At 51.7% G+C, this 19,709-nt stretch carries 17 protein-coding genes and 3 rRNA genes; 6 read left to right on the top strand and 14 right to left on the bottom strand.

What is annotated here, in order from left to right:
• Nucleotides 1-11 precede the first annotated feature (11 nt).
• Nucleotides 12-281, top strand: coding sequence for a flagellar biosynthesis protein FliQ (gene fliQ, locus J4377_RS00445; RefSeq protein WP_038480153.1), 270 nt, complete (start codon nt 12-14; stop codon nt 279-281).
• 4 nt (nt 282-285) lie between these two features.
• A complete protein-coding gene (gene fliR / locus J4377_RS00440; protein ID WP_120385965.1) occupies nt 286-1,077 on the top strand; it encodes a flagellar biosynthetic protein FliR in 792 nt (263 codons plus the stop codon).
• A 101-nt stretch (nt 1,078-1,178) separates the two neighbouring features.
• Here fliR and flgL read toward each other — a convergent pair whose 3' ends face one another.
• From flgL to flgB, 11 genes are all read right to left on the bottom strand, one after another.
• A complete protein-coding gene (flgL, locus tag J4377_RS00435; RefSeq protein WP_083000298.1) occupies nt 1,179-2,432 on the bottom strand; it encodes a flagellar hook-associated protein FlgL in 1,254 nt (417 codons plus the stop codon).
• Between the two features lie 15 nt (nt 2,433-2,447).
• Nucleotides 2,448-4,106 (bottom strand): flagellar hook-associated protein FlgK, encoded by a 1,659-nt coding sequence (flgK, locus tag J4377_RS00430; RefSeq protein ID WP_038480144.1) that lies wholly within the window; start codon nt 4,104-4,106, stop codon nt 2,448-2,450.
• Between the two features lie 62 nt (nt 4,107-4,168).
• A complete protein-coding gene (gene flgJ / locus J4377_RS00425; protein ID WP_253486375.1) occupies nt 4,169-5,227 on the bottom strand; it encodes a flagellar assembly peptidoglycan hydrolase FlgJ in 1,059 nt (352 codons plus the stop codon).
• Entirely contained in the window at nt 5,228-6,370 is a 1,143-nt protein-coding gene (locus J4377_RS00420) for a flagellar basal body P-ring protein FlgI (protein ID WP_301271694.1), read from the bottom strand.
• 39 nt (nt 6,371-6,409) lie between these two features.
• A complete protein-coding gene (locus J4377_RS00415) occupies nt 6,410-7,099 on the bottom strand; it encodes a flagellar basal body L-ring protein FlgH (protein ID WP_253486374.1) in 690 nt (229 codons plus the stop codon).
• Nucleotides 7,100-7,150: 51 nt separating this feature from the next.
• Nucleotides 7,151-7,933: a flagellar basal-body rod protein FlgG gene (gene flgG / locus J4377_RS00410; RefSeq protein ID WP_038480136.1), complete on the bottom strand. Its 783-nt coding sequence runs from the start codon at nt 7,931-7,933 to the stop codon at nt 7,151-7,153.
• A 30-nt stretch (nt 7,934-7,963) separates the two neighbouring features.
• Nucleotides 7,964-8,722, bottom strand: coding sequence for a flagellar basal-body rod protein FlgF (gene flgF / locus J4377_RS00405; RefSeq protein ID WP_038480133.1), 759 nt, complete (start codon nt 8,720-8,722; stop codon nt 7,964-7,966).
• Nucleotides 8,723-8,764: 42 nt separating this feature from the next.
• The gene (flgE, locus tag J4377_RS00400; protein ID WP_253486373.1) at nt 8,765-10,054 is read right to left on the bottom strand and encodes a flagellar hook protein FlgE; all 1,290 of its coding nucleotides are present in this window, start codon (nt 10,052-10,054) and stop codon (nt 8,765-8,767) included.
• A 34-nt stretch (nt 10,055-10,088) separates the two neighbouring features.
• Entirely contained in the window at nt 10,089-10,784 is a 696-nt protein-coding gene (locus J4377_RS00395; protein WP_038480127.1) for a flagellar hook assembly protein FlgD, read from the bottom strand.
• A 2-nt stretch (nt 10,785-10,786) separates the two neighbouring features.
• Complete coding sequence (flgC, locus tag J4377_RS00390; protein WP_038480124.1) at nt 10,787-11,197, bottom strand: flagellar basal body rod protein FlgC; 411 nt, start codon at nt 11,195-11,197, stop codon at nt 10,787-10,789.
• A 24-nt stretch (nt 11,198-11,221) separates the two neighbouring features.
• Nucleotides 11,222-11,653 (bottom strand): flagellar basal body rod protein FlgB, encoded by a 432-nt coding sequence (flgB, locus tag J4377_RS00385; protein ID WP_038480121.1) that lies wholly within the window; start codon nt 11,651-11,653, stop codon nt 11,222-11,224.
• Between the two features lie 194 nt (nt 11,654-11,847).
• Here flgB and flgA point away from each other — a divergent pair, with 194 nt between their 5' ends.
• The 4 genes from flgA (at nt 11,848) to J4377_RS00365 (ending at nt 14,210) form a co-directional block, all read left to right on the top strand.
• Nucleotides 11,848-12,564: a flagellar basal body P-ring formation chaperone FlgA gene (flgA, locus tag J4377_RS00380; RefSeq protein ID WP_051626404.1), complete on the top strand. Its 717-nt coding sequence runs from the start codon at nt 11,848-11,850 to the stop codon at nt 12,562-12,564.
• 85 nt (nt 12,565-12,649) lie between these two features.
• Nucleotides 12,650-12,916 (top strand): flagellar biosynthesis anti-sigma factor FlgM, encoded by a 267-nt coding sequence (gene flgM, locus J4377_RS00375; RefSeq protein WP_038480118.1) that lies wholly within the window; start codon nt 12,650-12,652, stop codon nt 12,914-12,916.
• Between the two features lie 10 nt (nt 12,917-12,926).
• A complete protein-coding gene (locus tag J4377_RS00370; protein ID WP_038480115.1) occupies nt 12,927-13,376 on the top strand; it encodes a flagella synthesis protein FlgN in 450 nt (149 codons plus the stop codon).
• Nucleotides 13,377-13,454: 78 nt separating this feature from the next.
• Nucleotides 13,455-14,210: an SDR family NAD(P)-dependent oxidoreductase gene (locus J4377_RS00365; RefSeq protein ID WP_009724008.1), complete on the top strand. Its 756-nt coding sequence runs from the start codon at nt 13,455-13,457 to the stop codon at nt 14,208-14,210.
• A gap of 223 nt (nt 14,211-14,433) precedes the next feature.
• On the opposite strand, the gene rrf is transcribed toward J4377_RS00365, so the two are convergent.
• From rrf to J4377_RS00350, 3 genes are all read right to left on the bottom strand, one after another.
• Nucleotides 14,434-14,549, bottom strand: a 5S ribosomal RNA gene (rrf, locus tag J4377_RS00360).
• Between the two features lie 128 nt (nt 14,550-14,677).
• Nucleotides 14,678-17,570, bottom strand: a 23S ribosomal RNA gene (locus J4377_RS00355).
• Between the two features lie 319 nt (nt 17,571-17,889).
• Nucleotides 17,890-19,424: ribosomal RNA gene (locus tag J4377_RS00350) — 16S ribosomal RNA — on the bottom strand.
• Together the 16S, 23S and 5S rRNA genes form the textbook arrangement of a ribosomal RNA operon.
• Nucleotides 19,425-19,709 lie beyond the last annotated feature (285 nt).

The following is a 19,709-nucleotide window of genomic DNA, read 5'->3' as shown; positions in this document are numbered from 1 at the left end:
CAGGAGTATCCATGACCCCAGAAATGGTGATGAGCATTGCTTACCAAGGCATGCGGGTAACGCTTTTTCTTGCTGGCCCTATGCTGCTGGCTGCCCTTTTCACCGGCCTTATCATTAGCTTGTTCCAGGCAGCGACCCAAATAAATGAAATGACACTGACCTTCATTCCCAAAATATTAGCCGTCTTTGCCGTCCTGGTACTTGCCGGGCCCTGGCTAATTGGTTTGATCACCGATTTCACGCATCGCCTCTTCTCCAATATTCCCAGCATGGTGATGTAACGCTATGGTGGAGGTGACGTTCGCCCAGCTACAGGCGTGGTTAGTGGCTTTCTTTTGGCCATTTGCACGTATTACTGCCTTTATGGCGGCCTCGCCTCTATGGGGCCATTCCAGCGTTCCGAATCAGGCCAAGGTGGCGCTGGCAGCTATCATTGCTATTGTCATTGCCCCTATATTGCCTGCCATGCCTGATGTTCCCATCGTGTCGTGGGCAAGCGTAGGTATCATGATTGAGCAGTTGCTGATAGGCGTTGCTATTGGCTTAGTCATGCATATTATTTTCGCCGTGGTTCAGGCTGCCGGGGAGTTTATCGGCTTGCAGATGGGCTTGGCGTTTGCCAGCTTTTTCGATATGTCGAGCGGCACCAATATCATGGTGCTATCGCGTATCCTTTATATGATTACGCTGTTGATGTTTCTTGCCATGAATGGCCACCTGATGGTGTTAGAAACATTGATAATGAGTTTTGAAACGCTACCCATCGGCATTGGCGCCTTAAACCCGAATGCATTTGAGCTGCTGGCGCGCTATGCGGGAACTATTTTTGCTTCAGGTATGCTGCTTGCGCTACCGCTGGTCGGTTCACTGTTGATCATTAACTTAGCGCTCGGCATTCTCAACCGCTCAGCGCCACAGCTGACGGTATTCAATATCGGCTTCCCCGCCTCATTAACCGTTGGGCTTATCCTGTTGATGGTGTTAATGACAGATATCGGCCGCTTTTTACAACAGCTCTTTAGCCAGGGCCTGGCATTTATGCAGAGCTTGATCGAGACCATGGCGCCGTTAGGCTAATGTTCAAAGCGCACCAGCAAAAAGGCCCCAACCCTAAGCTTACCGCTAGAGGTTGGGGCCTTTTTTAATGCGACCTCATGAGTTACTAAAGAGTGGCCGTTTTACATATAGTCGAACAACGACATGCCTCTAATATCGACGAATGCTTTCTGAGCCGCCTGAAGGCCTACTTGCCGCAGACTATATTCAGAAATCGCTTCGGCGTAATCCAAATCGACCAAGTCAGACAGGGTTTGCTCATAGTTAAGCTTTCGGTTGCTGCCTACCGCATCAATCACATCCAGCTCATTCAGCCGAGCACCCGCAGAAGCACGAACGGTCAGCACGTTATCGAGCGCATTATCAAGATCACGCATCGACGTATTCAGCGTATTGCGCAACGCCGCTTTTTCCGCGGTGCTTTGGGCAGGCGTTTCTAGTACGCTAATTGCTGCTTCCATGGTGCGAAACAGATCCGCACCACGCTGCTCACTGCCCGCCTGGGCAATCAGGATTTCATCATCAGGCTCGGCGCTGCCGGTAAGTGTGACATTAATCCCACCAAAACTAAGTTGCTGACCGTCGCCGACATATTCACCACTAGCCACCAAATCAGCAGCGTCTTCCTGCCAGGCGCCGTCGCTAAAACGTTGCACTTGATAGCTGATGCCGCTATCCAGCGCTGCATCTTCACTGAACACGACACGGTAGCTGTCGCCATAGCCTGGATCGTTAACATCCGTAAGCTGAGGACCGTTGAAGGTAACGCCCCCCTGGTTTCCTGCATTGGCTTCAGCGATATAGCCAGCACCGCTGGGGACGCCCTGAAAAATCGTGGCGCCATTTTCAGCAACGGGCATCAAACGCGAGGCATCGACACGTTGCAGGCGTGAACTGTTATCACCGTTATATTCCACATTGCCGTCTGCCGATTTAACAAACGGCGGGGCGTTATCTTTATAGCCGCCGAATAAGTAGCGGCCATTGCCATCAGTGGCATTCGCCTGCCCCAGCATCGTTTCGTAAATGCCTTTTAGATCACTGGCAATGGACTCACGATCCACATCGCTTAGCGTATCGCTAGAGGCTTGAATCAACAGCGTTTTAGCACTAGTAACGGCATCACTGACACTGTTAAGAATGCTCTCAGTTTGCGACAGTGAATTTCGTGCCGAAACCCGAGAGTCTGAAAACTGCTGGTTCATCGCTCTGGATTGATCAACGCCGACAGCGCGTGATGCTGCCTGCGGATCATCGGAAGGATTAACCACGCGACGGCCACTGGCAATTTGCTGACTAACTTTCAAAAAGTCACTTTGCTGACGGTTAATAGAAGCCGTGCTCTGCTCAAACATGGTGACCGTACTAATACGCATCGCCTAAGCTCCTTATTAGTTCCGTAGATTCAAGATGGTGTCCATAATGGCACCCGCGGTATCAATCACGCGCGCATTCGCTTGGTAATACTGCTGATAGCGAATCAAGTTAGCCGCTTCTTCATCAAGATTGACGCCTGACTCAGATTGCTGCACTGCTTTCAATTGATCAGTTAACCCTTGTCGAGCATCTAAATTCACCTGGGTAATATTGGTACGGTTACCCACATCGCTGACAATGACGCCATATGCGCCGCTCACCGATGCACTACCTCCCACGATGGCTTTTTGCTGTAAGTCCTGTAATGCCAAAGCATTGCGGTTATCACCTGCACCCGTCGCTACCCAGTCGGCAGGGTCGTCTTCAGGATTCACTGGTGTACCAGCAGCGATACGGTCTAGCTCTTTGATGGTGACATCCATGTCACTTGCGCCCCGGCGCACCGGCTGCACTTCAAAACGGTCACCATTGTTAGGCGTGCCGCTAATCGTAAGTGCTACGCCACCAAACGTTAGCGCACCCGTTCCCGCGTCCCAGTCAACATCATCTACTGTTGCTCCGTTATCGTTACGCGTAACGGTTGGAGCACCATCTTCAAAGCGAACGGTGTAATCCGTCGCGCGCAGCTGGTCAATCGTGTCGATATCAAACTCGGCAGACTCAATGACGGCTGTGCCACTGTTCTTCTCATGGCTAAACGTTTGGGGAGCACGCACGGCAAAAAAATCGCCACCTTGCTCGCCATCCAGATCGACACCCTGCTTGTGCTGCTCGTTAAACGCCACTGAAAGAGAAACCGCCAGCTGGCCAATTTGGTTCTGAGTTTTATCCAGCGTTTCTGAACGGAATGTCATCAGACCACCCAGGGCGCCACCTTTAATCGCTGACTCTCCCAACTGAGTTACGCCACCTCCACCATCACGATAAGCCACCACGGTACGCTGTGGATCAGCGTCTGATTGCACAGCTTCAAGCTTAAACGCGCTGGTCCCCGTTACTAACGGCTGACCATTCGGCAAACTGAGGTTGTAGCTTTTCCCATCCTGTATATTTAGGCGTATATCCATGCGTTCATTGAGCTCAGAAATCAAATGATCGCGCTGGTTCAACAGGCTATTGGGCGCTTCGCCGCTACGTGCACGGGCAAGCGCAATTTCGCGATTCAGGCCGGCAATTTGTTCAGTCGTGTTATTTATCTGAATAACTTCATCTTTGACTTGGCTATTAATATTGCTCTGCATATCTTGCAGATAACCGTCAAAAGAACGGAATTGGGCGCTGAGTGTATTGGCCGAGCCAACAACGCCTTGGCGAGCAGCAGGATCCGCTGGCGCACTGGCCAAATCTTCCAAAGAGGAGAAAAACGACTGCATTAACGGCGACAAGCCCGCTTCTCGATCCGCAAGCAAGTTATCAATTTGGGTGACTTGGTTGTGGTAAGTCGCCAGTGCGCTTGATTGGGTCTTGGCGCTGTTAAGCTGGCTCGAGACATACGTATTAAACTGGCGCTCGATACTGTTGATCTTAACGCCGCCTCCCACAGACCCTTGGCCAAGCTGAGCCAGCTCACGATTATACCCAGGCGTATAAACGTTACTGATATTGTTACTGGTGGTGCTGAGGGCATTCTGCGCCGCATTAAGGCCGCTTAAGCCGATTGAAAACATGCTCATGGTCAATTCCTTAGGCCGATAAGATGTCTATCGGCAGTGCGCAGAAAAACTTGAATCACACGTTAACGGGAATCTGCGAGAAAATCGCGCCCCGTTGCGATCGGCCCCATGGTATTCATGACGGCAACTAGTTTATTGGCATAGTGTGGGTCCGTCGCATAACCGCCCCGCTGTAGTTCATGGGCGGCTTGTTGCGCATCAGCGGCCTGCACGACGCCCGCGTAGCGCGGATTGTTGCCGATCAAATTGGCATAGTCGGTGAACGCATGCTCAAACGAGTCATAGACGCGGAAAGAGTCCACGACCTGGGTACGACGGCCATCAATATACTCATGGGTGACGATATCGGTCGTCTTGCCCTGCCAGTGACTGCCCGCCTTAATACCAAACAAGTTGTGGCTATTGCCGCCGTGTTGCGTGGCAATTTCATGGCGTCCCCAGCCTGTTTCCAACGCTGCTTGTGCCAAAATAAGCTCAGCTGGCACACCGGTGGCATCACTAGCAGCCTGGGCTGGAGCCGCTAACGTCGTTAAGAAGCGCTGAACGTGATCTGGTGCCTGGCTAAAACTGGCAGGTGTCGCGGCGGAAGTGGGCGTAACGGAGGAGGCAGCTGTCGATGCCATGCTGGCATTGCTTTCAGCGGCTGGCTGTTGGCTAATCGCGTCTAGTTCAGCTAAGAACCGCCCATTACCCGATGCTGGCGCATAACCACCGCGATTCGGCTGCAGTGGCTCATCCAACACCCTTGGGGTACCACGTGGTATGCCCGCAATCAGCGCTTGCAGCTCTTGGTCAGCGCTATCTGACTTATGATTGACCGCCCCTTGGCGCTGCAGCTGTTCCACCAGCATATCCGCCAATCCCATACCTTTAGACGAGATCACTTGCGACCACTGCTGATCCAGCATCTGCTGGTAAGTATCGGTTGTCGAACTGCTCAACAGACCTGAAGAAGGAGTAGCATCGCGCATGCTTTTCATCATCATCTGCACAAACAGGGCTTCAAACTGCTGCGCAGCGCCGTGCACACCGGCATCAGGATCCACTCGAGCGTTGTGCTGTAAGCGCTGAAAGCCGTTCATGTCCAGCGCGAATTGGCTGGTCATATCGCCAATGCTCATTTAAATAACCTCAAGCTCTGCGCGAAGCGATCCGGAGGCCTTCAACGCTTCAAGAATCGACATTAAATCTTGCGGTGTGGCTCCCAAGGCATTGAGTGCATTGACCACTTCATTCAATTGGGCACCTTCTACGATTTGTAGAAATGCTTCCTGCTGCTCAATTTCAATATCCGTATTGGGCACAACCACCGTTTCACCTTCACCAAAGGGAGCTGGCTGACTAACCCCAAACTGGGTATCAATCATGATAGAGAGGTTGCCGTGGGCAACGGCTGCTTGGCGTAGGGTGACAGCGCTATTCATGACGACGGACCCCGTCCGCGCATTGAGTACGACCCGCGCGGGCGCCTCCATGGGTGTCACCTGCACATTTTCTACACGTGCCATAAAGTTAACCCGGGCGTTTTCATCCATCGGGCCATCAAGTGCGATCACCCGCCCATTGCGCGCATACGCTACCGACTGGCCAAATTCGTTATTAATGGCCGTTACCATGCGTTGTACCGTGCCAAAATCTGACTCATTAAGCTGTAACTCTAATCGTCCGCCGTTACCGCCAAGATTTAGCGGCACTTCCCGCTCAACCAACGCCCCATTAGGAATGCGGCCGGATGCTTGCTGATTGATCTGGACACTGCTGCCGCCTGATTGAGCACCTGCGCCACCCACTAGCATATTGCCCTGTGCGATGGCATAGGTATCACCATCGGCACCTTTCAGTGGGGTCATTAATAGCGTTCCGCCACGTAAGCTGCGAGCGTTGGCAATCGAAGACACCACGATATCCAAGCGCTGACCTGGGCGTGAGAACGGCGGTAAGTCAGCGGTGACCATGACCGCAGCAACGTTGCGCAGCTGTAAGTTAGTACCTGCCGGCACCGTAACGCCTAACTGAGAGAGCATGTTCGTCAAGCTTTGGCTGGTAAACGGCGCCTGGGTGGTTTGGTCGCCGGTGCTATCCAGCCCCACGACCAAGCCGTAGCCAACCAACTGGTTATCGCGCACCCCGGCAAAGCTTGATAGTTCACGCACCCGTTCCGCTGCGGCAGGCATTGCCAGTACACAACTAACGGCAAAGAGTGCCGTGAACATAGCGACACAACGTAGCCAGTGCTTAACACCACGATAACGGTTTAACTGCATAGCCATGATAGGTCTCTGTTAGCGGGCCGAGTGACTAACTTAAAACGGCGATACATTTAAGAAAAAACGCTGTAACCAGCCCATGTGCTGAGCCTCATTGATATAGCCATCACCCACATACTCAATTCTTGCGTCTGCCACTTGGGTTGAAGGCACGGTGTTTTGCGCGGTAATTGTGCGTGGGTTAACCACCCCAGAGAAACGAATGAATTCTGTTCCCTGGTTAATCGCGATCTGCTTTTCGCCGCGTACCCGCAAGTTGCCGTTATTCATCACTTCTAATACCGATACGGTGATGGTGCCCGTGAAGGTATTATTGGCCTGAGATCCGCCTCCACCCGCAAAGTCACTCGCTCCCGACACATCGAAACCATACTCGGCCAATGTATCCAACGCATCGGGCAGTTGCGCAAGCTCTAGGTTGGCATTACCCGAACGATCCGCATTAGAACGGGCGTTCTTGCTAGCACTCACCTCTTCATCAAGCACAATGGTCAAAATATCGCCAATGGATCGTGGGCGACGATCTTCAAATAGCGGCTGATAACCGCGGCGCGCTTGATAAATGGAGCCATTAGCGATCGGCGGCGGTCGATCCACAATCGTAATTTGCTCTTGCTCACCCACCACCGAGGCTCGCGGAATTTGCGCGCAACCAGCCGCAAATAAAATAAACAGCGCAAGGCCAACTAACAAAAAACGACGTGAAGCAGCGTGTAAATCCAACATAATGCGACCTGTTAGTAAGCCCGATTTAGTAAGCCCTATTCATCAATAACGTTAGAGCTGACTCAAGCGCGCTAACATTTCGTCGCTGGTCGATACCGCCTTACTATTAATTTCGTAGGCGCGTTGGGTTTGAATCATATTGACCATCTCCTCAACCACATTCACGTTTGAGGTTTCTACATAGCCTTGGAATAACCTGCCAGCACCGTTATTACCGGGGACATTTTGGTTGGGCGCGCCCGAGGCACCGGTTTCCAAGTACAAGTTACCGCCAACGCTCTCCAGGCCTGCTGGATTAATAAACGATGCCACATTGATCTGGCCAATATCGGCATCTTGAGCGATACCAGGTTGGCGTACGCTGACCGTACCATCTTCACCAATCGTGACCGACAGCGCGTTAGCAGGAACAAAAATGGCAGGCTCTAATGGGTAACCATTGGCGGTCACCATTTGGCCGTTTTCATTGAGCTGAAAGCTGCCGTCGCGGGTGTAGCCAACGGTGCCATCAGGCAATAACACTTGGAAAAAGCCTTCTCCACTGATCGCCAGATCGCGGGAGTTACTGGTTTCTTCAAGACCGCCTTGGGTATGCAGGCGTTCAGTCGCCACCGCACGCACACCGGTACCTATTTGCATGCCAGAAGGCAGGCGATCCTGAATATTATTTTGCGCTCCGGGCTGGCGCATATTTTGATAGAGCAGATCTTCAAACACAGGACGGGAACGTTTAAACCCGTTTGTGCTCACGTTCGCTAGGTTATTGGAAATAACATCTAGTTTGGTTTGCTGAGACTCCAGTCCCGTCTTGGCCGTCCACAAGGACTTAATCATAAGCGTGTTCCCTTGGCTGAGTGGCTGCTATCAGCCCTGAATAGATAAAATGCTGTTAGCGCGCTGAGCATTCTCGTCCGCCGTGCTGAGCATTTTCATTTGCATGTCGTAACGGCGGGCAACATCAATCATAGACACCATGGCATCTACGGCACTGACGTTACTGCCCTCTAGTGCACCACTGACAATTCGGGCATCTTCATCACCGGGAAGCACGGCGGCGACGCCTTCCTCATTCACAGGCCCGCGAAACAGGCCATCTTCACCGCGCGTCAACGCCTGTTCATCGGGCGTGACTAGCTTGATGCGGCCGACATCAACCAGTGCCGCAGGCCCCTCACCCTGGGGAATAGCACTGATGGTGCCGTCCGCACCAATGGATACTTGCGCGCCTTGGGGCAAGGCAATGGGGCCACCTTCCCCCATTACCGGGCGCCCAACACTAAGCAGTACGCCATCACTATCCAACTGCAGGTCACCCCGGCGGGTGTACGCCTCATTGCCGTCCTCGCCAAGCACCGCCATCCAGGCATCATCCTGCATCGCGATATCGAGGGTTCGACCCGTACGTTCAATAGGGCCCTGCGAAAAATCGGTGCCTGGGGTGGTCGTCACCGCCGATACCCGCGTGTCGAGTAGCCCAGCGCCCTCTACCGGGACTGAACGCGCAGCTTGCAACTGAGCGCGAAAGCCTGCGGTAGACACATTCGACAGGTTATTGCTAACCACTGCCTGCTGGTCCATTGTGTGTTTGGCGCCGCTCATGGCGGTGTATAGCATACGATCCACAACTGACTCCTTAGCGCAGCATCACGCCATTATCACGAGTGACTACAGGTTAATAATGGTCTGCAGGAGCTCGTCCTGGGTGCTGATAGACGTTGAGTTCGCTTGGTAGGCTCTCTGGGAAACAATCGTGTCAACCAGTTGCTTCGCCAGATCAACGTTAGAGTTTTCAAGCACGCCCGACTCAATGGTGCCGAAAACGCCAGTGCCCGCTGTTCCAATGATGCCAACGCCAGAGGCATTGGTTTCACGCCAAGCATTATCACCAATCGGCTGAAGACCTTCTTCGTTTGCAAAGTTGGCCAACACTACTTGGCCAGCATCGCGACGCTGTTCGTTCGTAAAGATACGGATAACTCTGCCATCGCGAGTAATTTCTAAGCCCGCCAAGCTACCTGAAGAGTAACCATCTTGCGTCAATGTGTTCTGGATCGATGTGTTGTTAAACTGAGTAGTACCCACTAAATTGAAAGTAAAATCTAATTCTTCAGCTCCGCCCAGATCGTCGGCAGGGAAAGTAAAGTTGACTTCCTCACCGCCACCAACACCAATAATATTGTTATTGGCATCTCTTTCAAGATTGCCATTAGCGTCAAACGTTAATGTAAAGTCATTATTGCTATCATCTAACTTAACACCATCCCTAGCGACTTGAACATTCCATGTATTATCCCCGGTTTTGGTATAATACGTGGAGACATTTCGAGCATTACCCAGAGAGTCGTAAACCGTAAAACTATTAGAGAAGTGATATTCCACTTCTACTTCATTGGCCGGATCAGTAGTACCAAACTGATCATAAAGCACTGCCGTTTGTTTATTTTCGGTGGCAACAACACTAGCGTCTAAATTATAAGTAGCCGTGGTACGCCCAGTTTCTTGGGCAGGAATATCATCTGCGGGAATACGCAATGCCTGAGGCGCGCCGCCAGCAATGACTTCCGAAAACGGATCATTGATATCAGAAAGCCCATAGCCTGTGAGACGTTGGCCTGAAGAGTTAACCAGGAAACCTTCATTATCTTGACTAAACTGGCCGTTACGTGTGTAGGCGGCTTCTCCACTTGACTGCTCAACGCGGTAGAAGCCTTCGCCCGCCACAGCAAGGTCCAACGTACGTCCAGTAGACTCTAAATCACCAGCAGTAAAATCTTGACGAACATTAGCTACTTTAACACCAAGGCCTACTTGGCTGTTTGCTCCAGCAAAAACATCAGCAAAAATAGCACCCGAACTTTTAAACCCCACAGTTTGTGAGTTGGCAATATTGTTGCCTAGAATTTTTAAGTTTTCAGACTGTGCATTTAAACCACTTAAAGCTTGAGAAAAGCTCATTACATTCTCCTAGAGAGTGATTTAGGCGTCTAAATCAAAGAATTTGTTTGATCTGATTCAACTGAACCTGTCCGTAAACAGCCCCTAAATCCAGCTGAATATTTCCACTACCATCGTTAGGGGTCACACTATTAACAACCGCATAATTCAATGCGGTTGAGTCTAGTGTTTCACCCTCAGCATCTTGAGCCTCTAGCTGAACCGTATAACGGCCACTGGCAGCGGCTTCGCCCTGTTCGTTTTTACCGTCCCACTGGAAAGACTGCACACCAGCTTCTACCGCACCTAAGTTATAGCGTCTAATCACTTCGCCACCTTGGCCAACAATCACCGCGGTAAGCTGGTCGGCGGGTTTAGCAAGCTCAATACCAAACGGTGTCGTGTAGGGTTTTCCTTCACTATCCTGCTCTAGCATGACCTTGTTGCCAGGCACCATCACACCTTGGCCAATCAAGCCACTTGCTTGCAGTGCTTGGTTGGCATCCATTTGGCTAGTAATGCTTTGCAAAGTGGTGTTCAGCTCTTCAATCCCACTTACCGTATTAATTTGTGCAATCTGGGAGGTCATTTCCGCATTTTCCATCGGATTCAGCGGATCTTGATTCTGTAGCTGAGTAATCAGTAGCGTTAGAAAACTGCTACGCAACTCATCTGACGCGCTCTGCTTTAACTGGGAAGCACTGCCGCCGCCATTAATTGCCGAAAGTGTTGCCGGGTCGATTGTACTCATAATTAACCCTCACCCAGTGATAGCGTCTGCACCATCATCTGCTTCGTTGTGTTGAACACTTCTACGTTGGCTTGATAGGAACGCGACGCCGAGATCATGTTGACCATTTCATGCACGGGTTCAACATTGGGCTTGGCGACATAGCCTTCTTCATCCGCAGCAGGATGGTTTGGCATGTATTGCAGACGTAGCGGAGCGTCGTCTTCAACTACCTCAGTGACACGTACACCACCGACGCCATATCGATTATTGTGCGCTTGGGTTTCAAACATCACTTGTTTGGCCCGATAGGTCTCTCCATCAGGGCCTGCAATGCTGTCGGCATTGGCCATATTGCTAGCGGTAACATTCATACGCTGCGCCTGGGCGCTCATGGCAGAACTAGCAATATCAAAGGCTGAAAACATCGACATAGATTACTTTCTCCTACCGCTCGGTTATTCCGGCTGCATCGCGTTTTTCAGGCCCTGAATTCGGCGATTCATGATGGTTAGTGCGGCTTGGTAACGAACAGCATTGTCTGCAAACTGTGTCCGCTCACGATCCATATCGACCGTGTTGCCATCCAAGCTGGGCTGATCGGGGATGCGATAAAGCAGCTCTGCACTGCCTACACCCCGCCATGCAGGGCCTTCACCTTGCAGATGACGTTCTGAGGTTCGTGCGAGCGGCAATGCGCCATTTTGCTGCTGCTGTGGCTGGCTGCCCGCAACGGCCTTCTTTAACTCACTGGCAAAATCGAGATCGCGCGCTTTATAGTTAGGCGTATCGGCATTGGCAATATTGGCTGCCAGCACGTCATGACGCGCTTGACGCAAGCCCAGTGCCTGCTGGTGATAGTTAAAGGCAGATTCAAGCTGATCAATCATGCCAATCCTCGTTCGCTGAGAGGCAAATTAAAGCGGATATTATTGATGATGAATAATATGCTTCGCATCGTCAGCCTAAAGCATGGAACAGCTGCCGTTTACACCAGCATTTCATATGATGCACAGGGTACTTTTGCACTACACTGCACGGTTGATGATTACCATCTGCTTCCCTTCGATTGAGCGACTTTCCCATGCCACACCCGCTGCGCCCAACGCGACCCTATCTGGCAACTCTTAAGCAAATACTCTGCCTATCACTGCTCAGCCTTGGCTTTTCATTTCACGCGCATGCGAATAACCAACTGCTGATGGATACCGTTCAGCAGTTCCTTTATCAAGAATCTCAATCGCTTGGGCAGGAGGTGATGATTGATATCTCACCTCCTTCTGCACATTTACCTGAGTGCATTGCACCCGAACCCTTTTTCCCGAATGCTAATCAATCCCCTATTGGGCGAATTTCAGTCGGCGTGCGCTGTGGCGAAAATCGTCGTCAAGTTCGGTATATCCAAGCGCAAATTGATATCATTGGTAGTTACGCCGTGGCTGGGCAGGATATTGATAGGGGCACGCTCATCACGAGTGATATGCTGACATCACGAGAAGGCAATCTTGGGGATCTAGCCGCCCAAGCACTTACCGACCAAGACGATATTATCGGTATGATCGCGCAGCGTCCTATTCGAAGCGGCAGTACTTTCCAGTCCCACTATCTTCAAGCGCCTCAAGTGGTGAAACGAGGGCAGCGCGTCACTGTCATAGCAGAGGGCACTGGTTTCCGAGTGTCACGCGAAGGAGAGGCCTTGTCTGATGGTGCACAAGGCGAGCGTATTCGTGTGCGCTTTGATACGCGGGAGCTAGTTACCGCACGCGTCATTGGCCAAGGAACATTGATGATAGATTTTTAATCTAATGCCTAAAGTCCTTACTACCCAGGCCGATAATAGGTAATACAGCGCATGCCGCACCAACGTTGACGATGAGGCAAACAACGTGAAAATCGATAACATTAATCCGTTGCTACGTTCTAATCAGGCGCAGCAGCGTGATGAAGCACAGAAAATAGGCGGCAATAAGCCAGCCGAAGCAGACAGCGCGACACGCTCAGCAACGCAACTTAGCCAAACGCATACGGATAGCTCACACGATATCGATACGGCAAAAGTTGAGGAAATTCGCGAAGCTATTCGTGAAGGGAAGCTAGAGATTCGCGCGGATCGCATTGCTGATGGCTTAATTGCTAATTTAAAAGATTTATAAGCGAACTATTATGGGTCTTTCACGACTGCTCTCAGATCAATTGCAACGCCTTGATGAATTAGTACTGCTGCTCTCAGATGAACAAGCACAGCTCACTAAAGGCAGCATTGACGGTGACGCCCTCTCTGCCTTAGCCCTGAAAAAACAGGCGCTGTTAGTTGAGCTAGAACGCATCGAAACACTGCGCCGAAGCGTGCAAACAAAGCTTGGCTATGCAGAAGGTGCTCTTGGCGCCAAACAAGCAGCTAACGATGCAGACTGTTTGCTTACCTGGGAAAACTTGCTCGAAAAAAGCGAGCGCGTATCACGCATGAACGAATTAACTGGGCAAATGCTATCGCTTAGAATGAAGCATAACCAGGAAATGCTGGATTACATTCGCCAAATTGCTGAAAAAACCCTCTATAAGCCAAATGGGCGCAACAATGCCCAACCAGGTCGCTTTAACGCATCTGCCTAGTATTTCCGCACATTCATAGACAAAACCTGTACAAGAAGCTTCAATGTGAACAATGATATTCACAATTGGAGCCGAAGAATGCTTTCCCACCTTCCAGAAAACTTTACCGCTGTTGTCATCGGTGCCAATGGCGGCATAGGTAACGCTATTATTAAGAGGCTGCTTGCCGATACCCATGTGGGTAATGTCGTTGCCGTAAGCCGTTCACCTATTGCTTCTCAAGACCCATCTTTTCAAGGCGCACCCGTTGAGGTGGTGAACGTCGATATCACCACACAATCAGGCCGTGAGACTCTTTGCCAACAGTTAAACGGTCGCCCGGTACACCTGCTATTCAATGCTATTGGTACGCTACATGATGATGCGCGTAATGTGCAGCCTGAGAAACGCTTAGAGCAGTTAGATGAAGCATCATTCGCTCATGTTATGCATGTTAATGCAGCCACACCTGCCCTATTGATTAGCGCACTTAAATCATCGTTGCAGGGCAAGCACCCGGTTACCATCGCCAGCTTATCGGCACGCGTTGGATCTATTGGCGATAATGGGCATGGCGGCTGGTACAGCTACCGTGCCAGTAAAGCAGCGCACAACATGTTAATGAAGACCATCTCCATCGAACTCAAACGACTGAACAAGCAGTCTATTGTGTTGTGCCTGCACCCAGGCACCACAGATACATCGCTGTCGAAACCTTTCCAGGCTCGTGTGCCCAGCGAAAAGCTATTTACACCTGATTTCGTCGCTGAACAATTATTGAAAGTAATGTCTCAACGCACCCCCGAAGATACCGGCAGCTTCTGGGATTGGGCTGGCAAGCCTATCGAATGGTAAATGTTAGGCAAAAAAAAATCCCCCAGGGCGCAAGCCCTGGGGGATTTTTAGTATAAGTGCCTGACGATGATCCGGGCGGCGCTCCGCTACTCTACTCGTCTCATCCTGAGACTCGCCCTTCGGGCCCGCTAAAGCGGTTCCCGTTTGTTCCCGACAAACGGGGTCCAGGGGAGACCCCTAAAAAGCAAAACCCCGACCAAATGGCCGGGGTTTCTCAATAAGTGCCTGACGATGACCTACTCTCGCATGGGGAGACCCCACACTACCATCGGCGCTAAGCGGTTTCACTTCTGAGTTCGGCATGGGATCAGGTGGTTCACGCGTGCTATGGTCGTCAGGCGTAACTTTTAATGCATATCATGCTGAACATGTCACTGATGTTTTGTGTCGTCTCTCGTCTCCTGTTACTGACAGGAAGCGCGTATCCGGTTTTCATTATCACTACGACCAGACCCCTTGGGTGTTATAGGGTCAAGCCTCACGGGCCATTAGTACACGTTAGCTCAACGCCTTGCAGCGCTTCCACACCGTGCCTATCAACCAGCTGGTCTCGCTGGGCCCTTCAGGAGGCTCTAGGCCTCAGGGATGTCTCATCTTGAAGGGGGCTTCCCGCTTAGATGCTTTCAGCGGTTATCCCGTCCGCACATAGCTACCCGGCAATGCCACTGGCGTGACAACCGGAACACCAGAGGTGCGTCCACTCCGGTCCTCTCGTACTAGGAGCAGCCCTTCTCAAACATCCAACGCCCACGGCAGATAGGGACCGAACTGTCTCACGACGTTCTAAACCCAGCTCGCGTACCACTTTAAATGGCGAACAGCCATACCCTTGGGACCGACTTCAGCCCCAGGATGTGATGAGCCGACATCGAGGTGCCAAACACCGCCGTCGATGTGAACTCTTGGGCGGTATCAGCCTGTTATCCCCGGAGTACCTTTTATCCGTTGAGCGATGGCCCTTCCATACAGAACCACCGGATCACTAGAACCTGCTTTCGCACCTGCTCGACGTGTCTGTCTCGCAGTCAAGCACCCTTATGCTCTTGCACTCACTGCACGATGTCCGACCGTGCTGAGGGTACCTTCGTGCTCCTCCGTTACTCTTTGGGAGGAGACCGCCCCAGTCAAACTACCCACCACACACTGTCCTCGATCCGGATAACGGACCTGAGTGAGAACGCCAATGATGCCAGGCTGGTATTTCAAGGTTGGCTCCCCTCGAACTGGCGTCCGAGATTCAAAGCCTCCCAGCTATCCTACACAGGCAACATCAGCGTCCAGTGTGAAGCTATAGTAAAGGTTCACGGGGTCTTTCCGTCTAGCCGCGGGTACACCGCATCTTCACGGCGATTTCAATTTCACTGAGTCTCGGGTGGAGACAGCGTGGCCATCATTACGCCATTCGTGCAGGTCGGAACTTACCCGACAAGGAATTTCGCTACCTTAGGACCGTTATAGTTACGGCCGCCGTTTACCGGGGCTTCAATCAAGAGCTTCGGACGAATCCTAACACCATCATTTAACCTTCCGGCACCGGGCAGGCGTCACACCCTATACGTCCGCTTGCGCGTTAGCAGAGTGCTGTGTTTTTACTAAACAGTTGCAGCCACCTGGTATCTTCGACCGGTTCGGGCTTAGAGAGCAAGTCTCGTCACCCTACGCCGGCGTGCCTTCTCCCGAAGTTACGGCACCATTTTGCCTAGTTCCTTCACCCGAGTTCTCTCAAGCGCCTTGGGATTCTCACCCTGACCACCTGTGTCGGTTTGGGGTACGGTCGCACATGATCTGAAGCTTAGAGGCTTTTCCTGGAAGCGTGGCATCAATGACTTCCTGACCGTAGTCAGTTCGTTTCGTGTCTCGGCCTTAAGGCATCCCGGATTTACCTAAGATACCAGCCTACTCACTTTCACCAGGACAACCAACGCCTGGCTCACCTAGCCTTCTCCGTCCCCCCATCGCAATCATGTCCGGTACAGGAATATTGACCTGTTTCCCATCGACTACGCCTTTCGGCCTCGCCTTAGGGGCCGACTCACTCTGCTCCGATTAGCGTCGAACAGAAACCCTTGGTCTTCCGGCGAGGGAGTTTTTCACTCCCTTTATCGTTACTCATGTCAGCATTCGCACTCGTGATACCTCCAGCAGACTTCTCAATCCACCTTCATTGGCTTACACGACGCTCCTCTACCGCTCACACATAGTGTGAACCCGTAGCTTCGGTACCTGGTTTAGCCCCGTTACATCTTCCGCGCAGGCCGACTCGACTAGTGAGCTATTACGCTTTCTTTAAAGGATGGCTGCTTCTAAGCCAACCTCCTAGCTGTCTGAGCCTTCCCACATCGTTTCCCACTTAACCAGGATTTCGGGACCTTAGCTGACGGTCTGGGTTGTTTCCCTTTTCACGACGGACGTTAGCACCCGCCGTGTGTCTCCCACGCTTGCACTCACCGGTATTCGGAGTTTGCCTCGGGTTGGTAAGTCGGGATGACCCCCTAGCCGAAACAGTGCTCTACCCCCGGCGGTGATACGTGAGGCGCTACCTAAATAGCTTTCGAGGAGAACCAGCTATCTCCGAGCTTGATTAGCCTTTCACTCCGATCCACAAGTCATCCAAATCTTTTTCAACAGATCCTGGTTCGGGCCTCCAGTTGATGTTACTCAACCTTCACCCTGCTCATGGATAGATCGCTCGGTTTCGGGTCTATATCCAGCGACTGTGTCGCCCAGTTAAGACTCGGTTTCCCTACGGCTCCCCTAAACGGTTAACCTCGCCACTGAATATAAGTCGCTGACCCATTATACAAAAGGTACGCAGTCACAGAACAAGTCTGCTCCTACTGCTTGTACGCACACGGTTTCAGGATCTATTTCACTCCCCTCTCCGGGGTTCTTTTCGCCTTTCCCTCACGGTACTGGTTCACTATCGGTCAGCCAGGAGTATTTAGCCTTGGAGGATGGTCCCCCCGTCTTCAGTCAAGGTTTCTCGTGCCCCGACCTACTCGATTTCACATGATCAGATTTTCGACTACGGGGCTATCACCCACTATGGCCGCGCTTCCCAGCGCATTCGCCTAATCAGTCACATGCTTAAGGGCTGGTCCCCGTTCGCTCGCCGCTACTAGGGGAATCTCGGTTGATTTCTTTTCCTCAGGGTACTTAGATGTTTCAGTTCCCCTGGTTCGCCTCTTACGCCTATATATTCAGCGCAAGATACTCATCTTATGATGAGTGGGTTTCCCCATTCAGAAATGCCCGGGTCACAGGTTGTTTGCCACCTCGCCGAGCCTTATCGCAGGCTTCCACGTCTTTCATCGCCTCTGGCTGCCTAGGCATCCACCGTGTGCGCTTCATTGCTTGACCCTATAACCCGAAGGAGTCTGGTATCTCGCAATGATAACGATTGCCGGATACGCTTGAGACGTATCACAAAACAATTACGTATAAACGTTTTAAAACGTTTATGTCAGCATGATATACATTGTTAAAGAGCGACTGCTATGCGCAGTGATAAGCGAGTGCTTTTTTCACGTTAAAAGAAAAAGAAAGGTCTTTAAAGAAGATCTTCAAAAAGGTCTTTTCTCTTTCTTCAACATAAAGAAAACGCTTATCACTGCGTATCAACAGCATTCTGATCAGGTAATTCATTGTGAGCGCTTACCGCGAGGGATGATGCATCGTTTAAGGAGGTGATCCAGCCGCAGGTTCCCCTACGGCTACCTTGTTACGACTTCACCCCAGTCATGAACCACACCGTGGTGATCGCTTTCCCGAAGGTTAAGCTAACCACTTCTGGTGCAGTCCACTCCCATGGTGTGACGGGCGGTGTGTACAAGGCCCGGGAACGTATTCACCGTGACATTCTGATTCACGATTACTAGCGATTCCGACTTCACGGAGTCGAGTTGCAGACTCCGATCCGGACTGAGACCGGCTTTTCGGGATTAGCTGACTCTCGCGAGCTCGCAACCCTTTGTACCGGCCATTGTAGCACGTGTGTAGCCCTACTCGTAAGGGCCATGATGACTTGACGTCGTCCCCACCTTCCTCCGGTTTGTCACCGGCAGTCTCCTTAGAGTTCCCGGCATTACCCGCTGGCAAATAAGGACAAGGGTTGCGCTCGTTACGGGACTTAACCCAACATTTCACAACACGAGCTGACGACAGCCATGCAGCACCTGTCTCTGCGTTCCCGAAGGCACCAAGTGATCTCTCACAAGTTCGCAGGATGTCAAGAGTAGGTAAGGTTCTTCGCGTTGCATCGAATTAAACCACATGCTCCACCGCTTGTGCGGGCCCCCGTCAATTCATTTGAGTTTTAACCTTGCGGCCGTACTCCCCAGGCGGTCGACTTATCGCGTTAACTTCGCCACAAAGTGCGCTAGGCACCCAACGGCTGGTCGACATCGTTTACGGCGTGGACTACCAGGGTATCTAATCCTGTTTGCTACCCACGCTTTCGCACCTCAGTGTCAGTGTCAGTCCAGAAGGCCGCCTTCGCCACTGGTATTCCTCCCGATCTCTACGCATTTCACCGCTACACCGGGAATTCTACCTTCCTCTCCTGCACTCTAGCTTGACAGTTCCGGATGCCGTTCCCAGGTTGAGCCCGGGGCTTTCACAACCGGCTTATCAAGCCACCTACGCGCGCTTTACGCCCAGTAATTCCGATTAACGCTTGCACCCTCCGTATTACCGCGGCTGCTGGCACGGAGTTAGCCGGTGCTTCTTCTGCGAGTGATGTCTTTCCTAATGGGTATTAACCACTAGGCGTTCTTCCTCGCTGAAAGTGCTTTACAACCCGAGGGCCTTCTTCACACACGCGGCATGGCTGGATCAGGCTTTCGCCCATTGTCCAATATTCCCCACTGCTGCCTCCCGTAGGAGTTCGGGCCGTGTCTCAGTCCCGATGTGGCTGATCATCCTCTCAGACCAGCTACGGATCGTTGCCTTGGTGAGCCATTACCTCACCAACTAGCTAATCCGACATAGGCTCATCCAATAGCGGGAGCCGGAGCCCCCTTTCTCCCGTAGGACGTATGCGGTATTAGCCTGGGTTTCCCCAGGTTATCCCCCACTATCGGGCAGATTCCTATGCATTACTCACCCGTCCGCCGCTCGTCAGCGGGTAGCAAGCTACCCCTGTTACCGCTCGACTTGCATGTGTTAGGCCTGCCGCCAGCGTTCAATCTGAGCCATGATCAAACTCTTCAGTTTAAAATCATTGTGATGCTTACTCGTCACTCGAAAACGTGATGTTTACGAACAACAAAAGCGCATCAAACTTGGCTCAAGGTTCAAACGAATTCATTCAACTATTGTTTAAAAACTTACGTTTAAAAACTGTCGTTCTCATGACCGCTTGCCTTGATATTTGGTGATTTATCACCCTCATCGGCAAGCGCCCACATGAATTACCTGATCAAATTGTTAAAGAGCTGTTTTCACTGCTGAACTTCCGAAGGAGTAACTGGCTAGCCGATGAACTGGCTTGCCTCAGCG

The organism is Halomonas sp. XH26, assembly GCF_024138895.1.
GTDB lineage: Bacteria > Pseudomonadota > Gammaproteobacteria > Pseudomonadales > Halomonadaceae > Vreelandella > Vreelandella alkaliphila.
Note: the sequence above shows the minus strand (reverse complement) of the source record. Positions and strands in the feature narration are given on the sequence as shown.

Coding starts and splice junctions, on each gene's coding strand:
- flgB (WP_038480121.1), bottom strand. CDS start 11,653: ATGATTGATCAGCTTGAATCTGCCTTTAACTATCACCAGCAGGCACTG.
- flgL (WP_083000298.1), bottom strand. CDS start 2,432: ATGCGTATTAGTACGGTCACCATGTTTGAGCAGAGCACGGCTTCTATT.
- flgJ (WP_253486375.1), bottom strand. CDS start 5,227: ATGAGCATTGGCGATATGACCAGCCAATTCGCGCTGGACATGAACGGC.
- J4377_RS00415 (WP_253486374.1), bottom strand. CDS start 7,099: ATGTTGGATTTACACGCTGCTTCACGTCGTTTTTTGTTAGTTGGCCTT.
- flgA (WP_051626404.1), top strand. CDS start 11,848: ATGCCACACCCGCTGCGCCCAACGCGACCCTATCTGGCAACTCTTAAG.
- J4377_RS00365 (WP_009724008.1), top strand. CDS start 13,455: ATGCTTTCCCACCTTCCAGAAAACTTTACCGCTGTTGTCATCGGTGCC.
- flgC (WP_038480124.1), bottom strand. CDS start 11,197: ATGTCGATGTTTTCAGCCTTTGATATTGCTAGTTCTGCCATGAGCGCC.
- J4377_RS00395 (WP_038480127.1), bottom strand. CDS start 10,784: ATGAGTACAATCGACCCGGCAACACTTTCGGCAATTAATGGCGGCGGC.
- flgG (WP_038480136.1), bottom strand. CDS start 7,933: ATGATTAAGTCCTTGTGGACGGCCAAGACGGGACTGGAGTCTCAGCAA.
- fliR (WP_120385965.1), top strand. CDS start 286: ATGGTGGAGGTGACGTTCGCCCAGCTACAGGCGTGGTTAGTGGCTTTC.
- J4377_RS00370 (WP_038480115.1), top strand. CDS start 12,927: ATGGGTCTTTCACGACTGCTCTCAGATCAATTGCAACGCCTTGATGAA.
- flgK (WP_038480144.1), bottom strand. CDS start 4,106: ATGAGCATGTTTTCAATCGGCTTAAGCGGCCTTAATGCGGCGCAGAAT.
- fliQ (WP_038480153.1), top strand. CDS start 12: ATGACCCCAGAAATGGTGATGAGCATTGCTTACCAAGGCATGCGGGTA.
- J4377_RS00420 (WP_301271694.1), bottom strand. CDS start 6,370: ATGCAGTTAAACCGTTATCGTGGTGTTAAGCACTGGCTACGTTGTGTC.
- flgE (WP_253486373.1), bottom strand. CDS start 10,054: ATGAGCTTTTCTCAAGCTTTAAGTGGTTTAAATGCACAGTCTGAAAAC.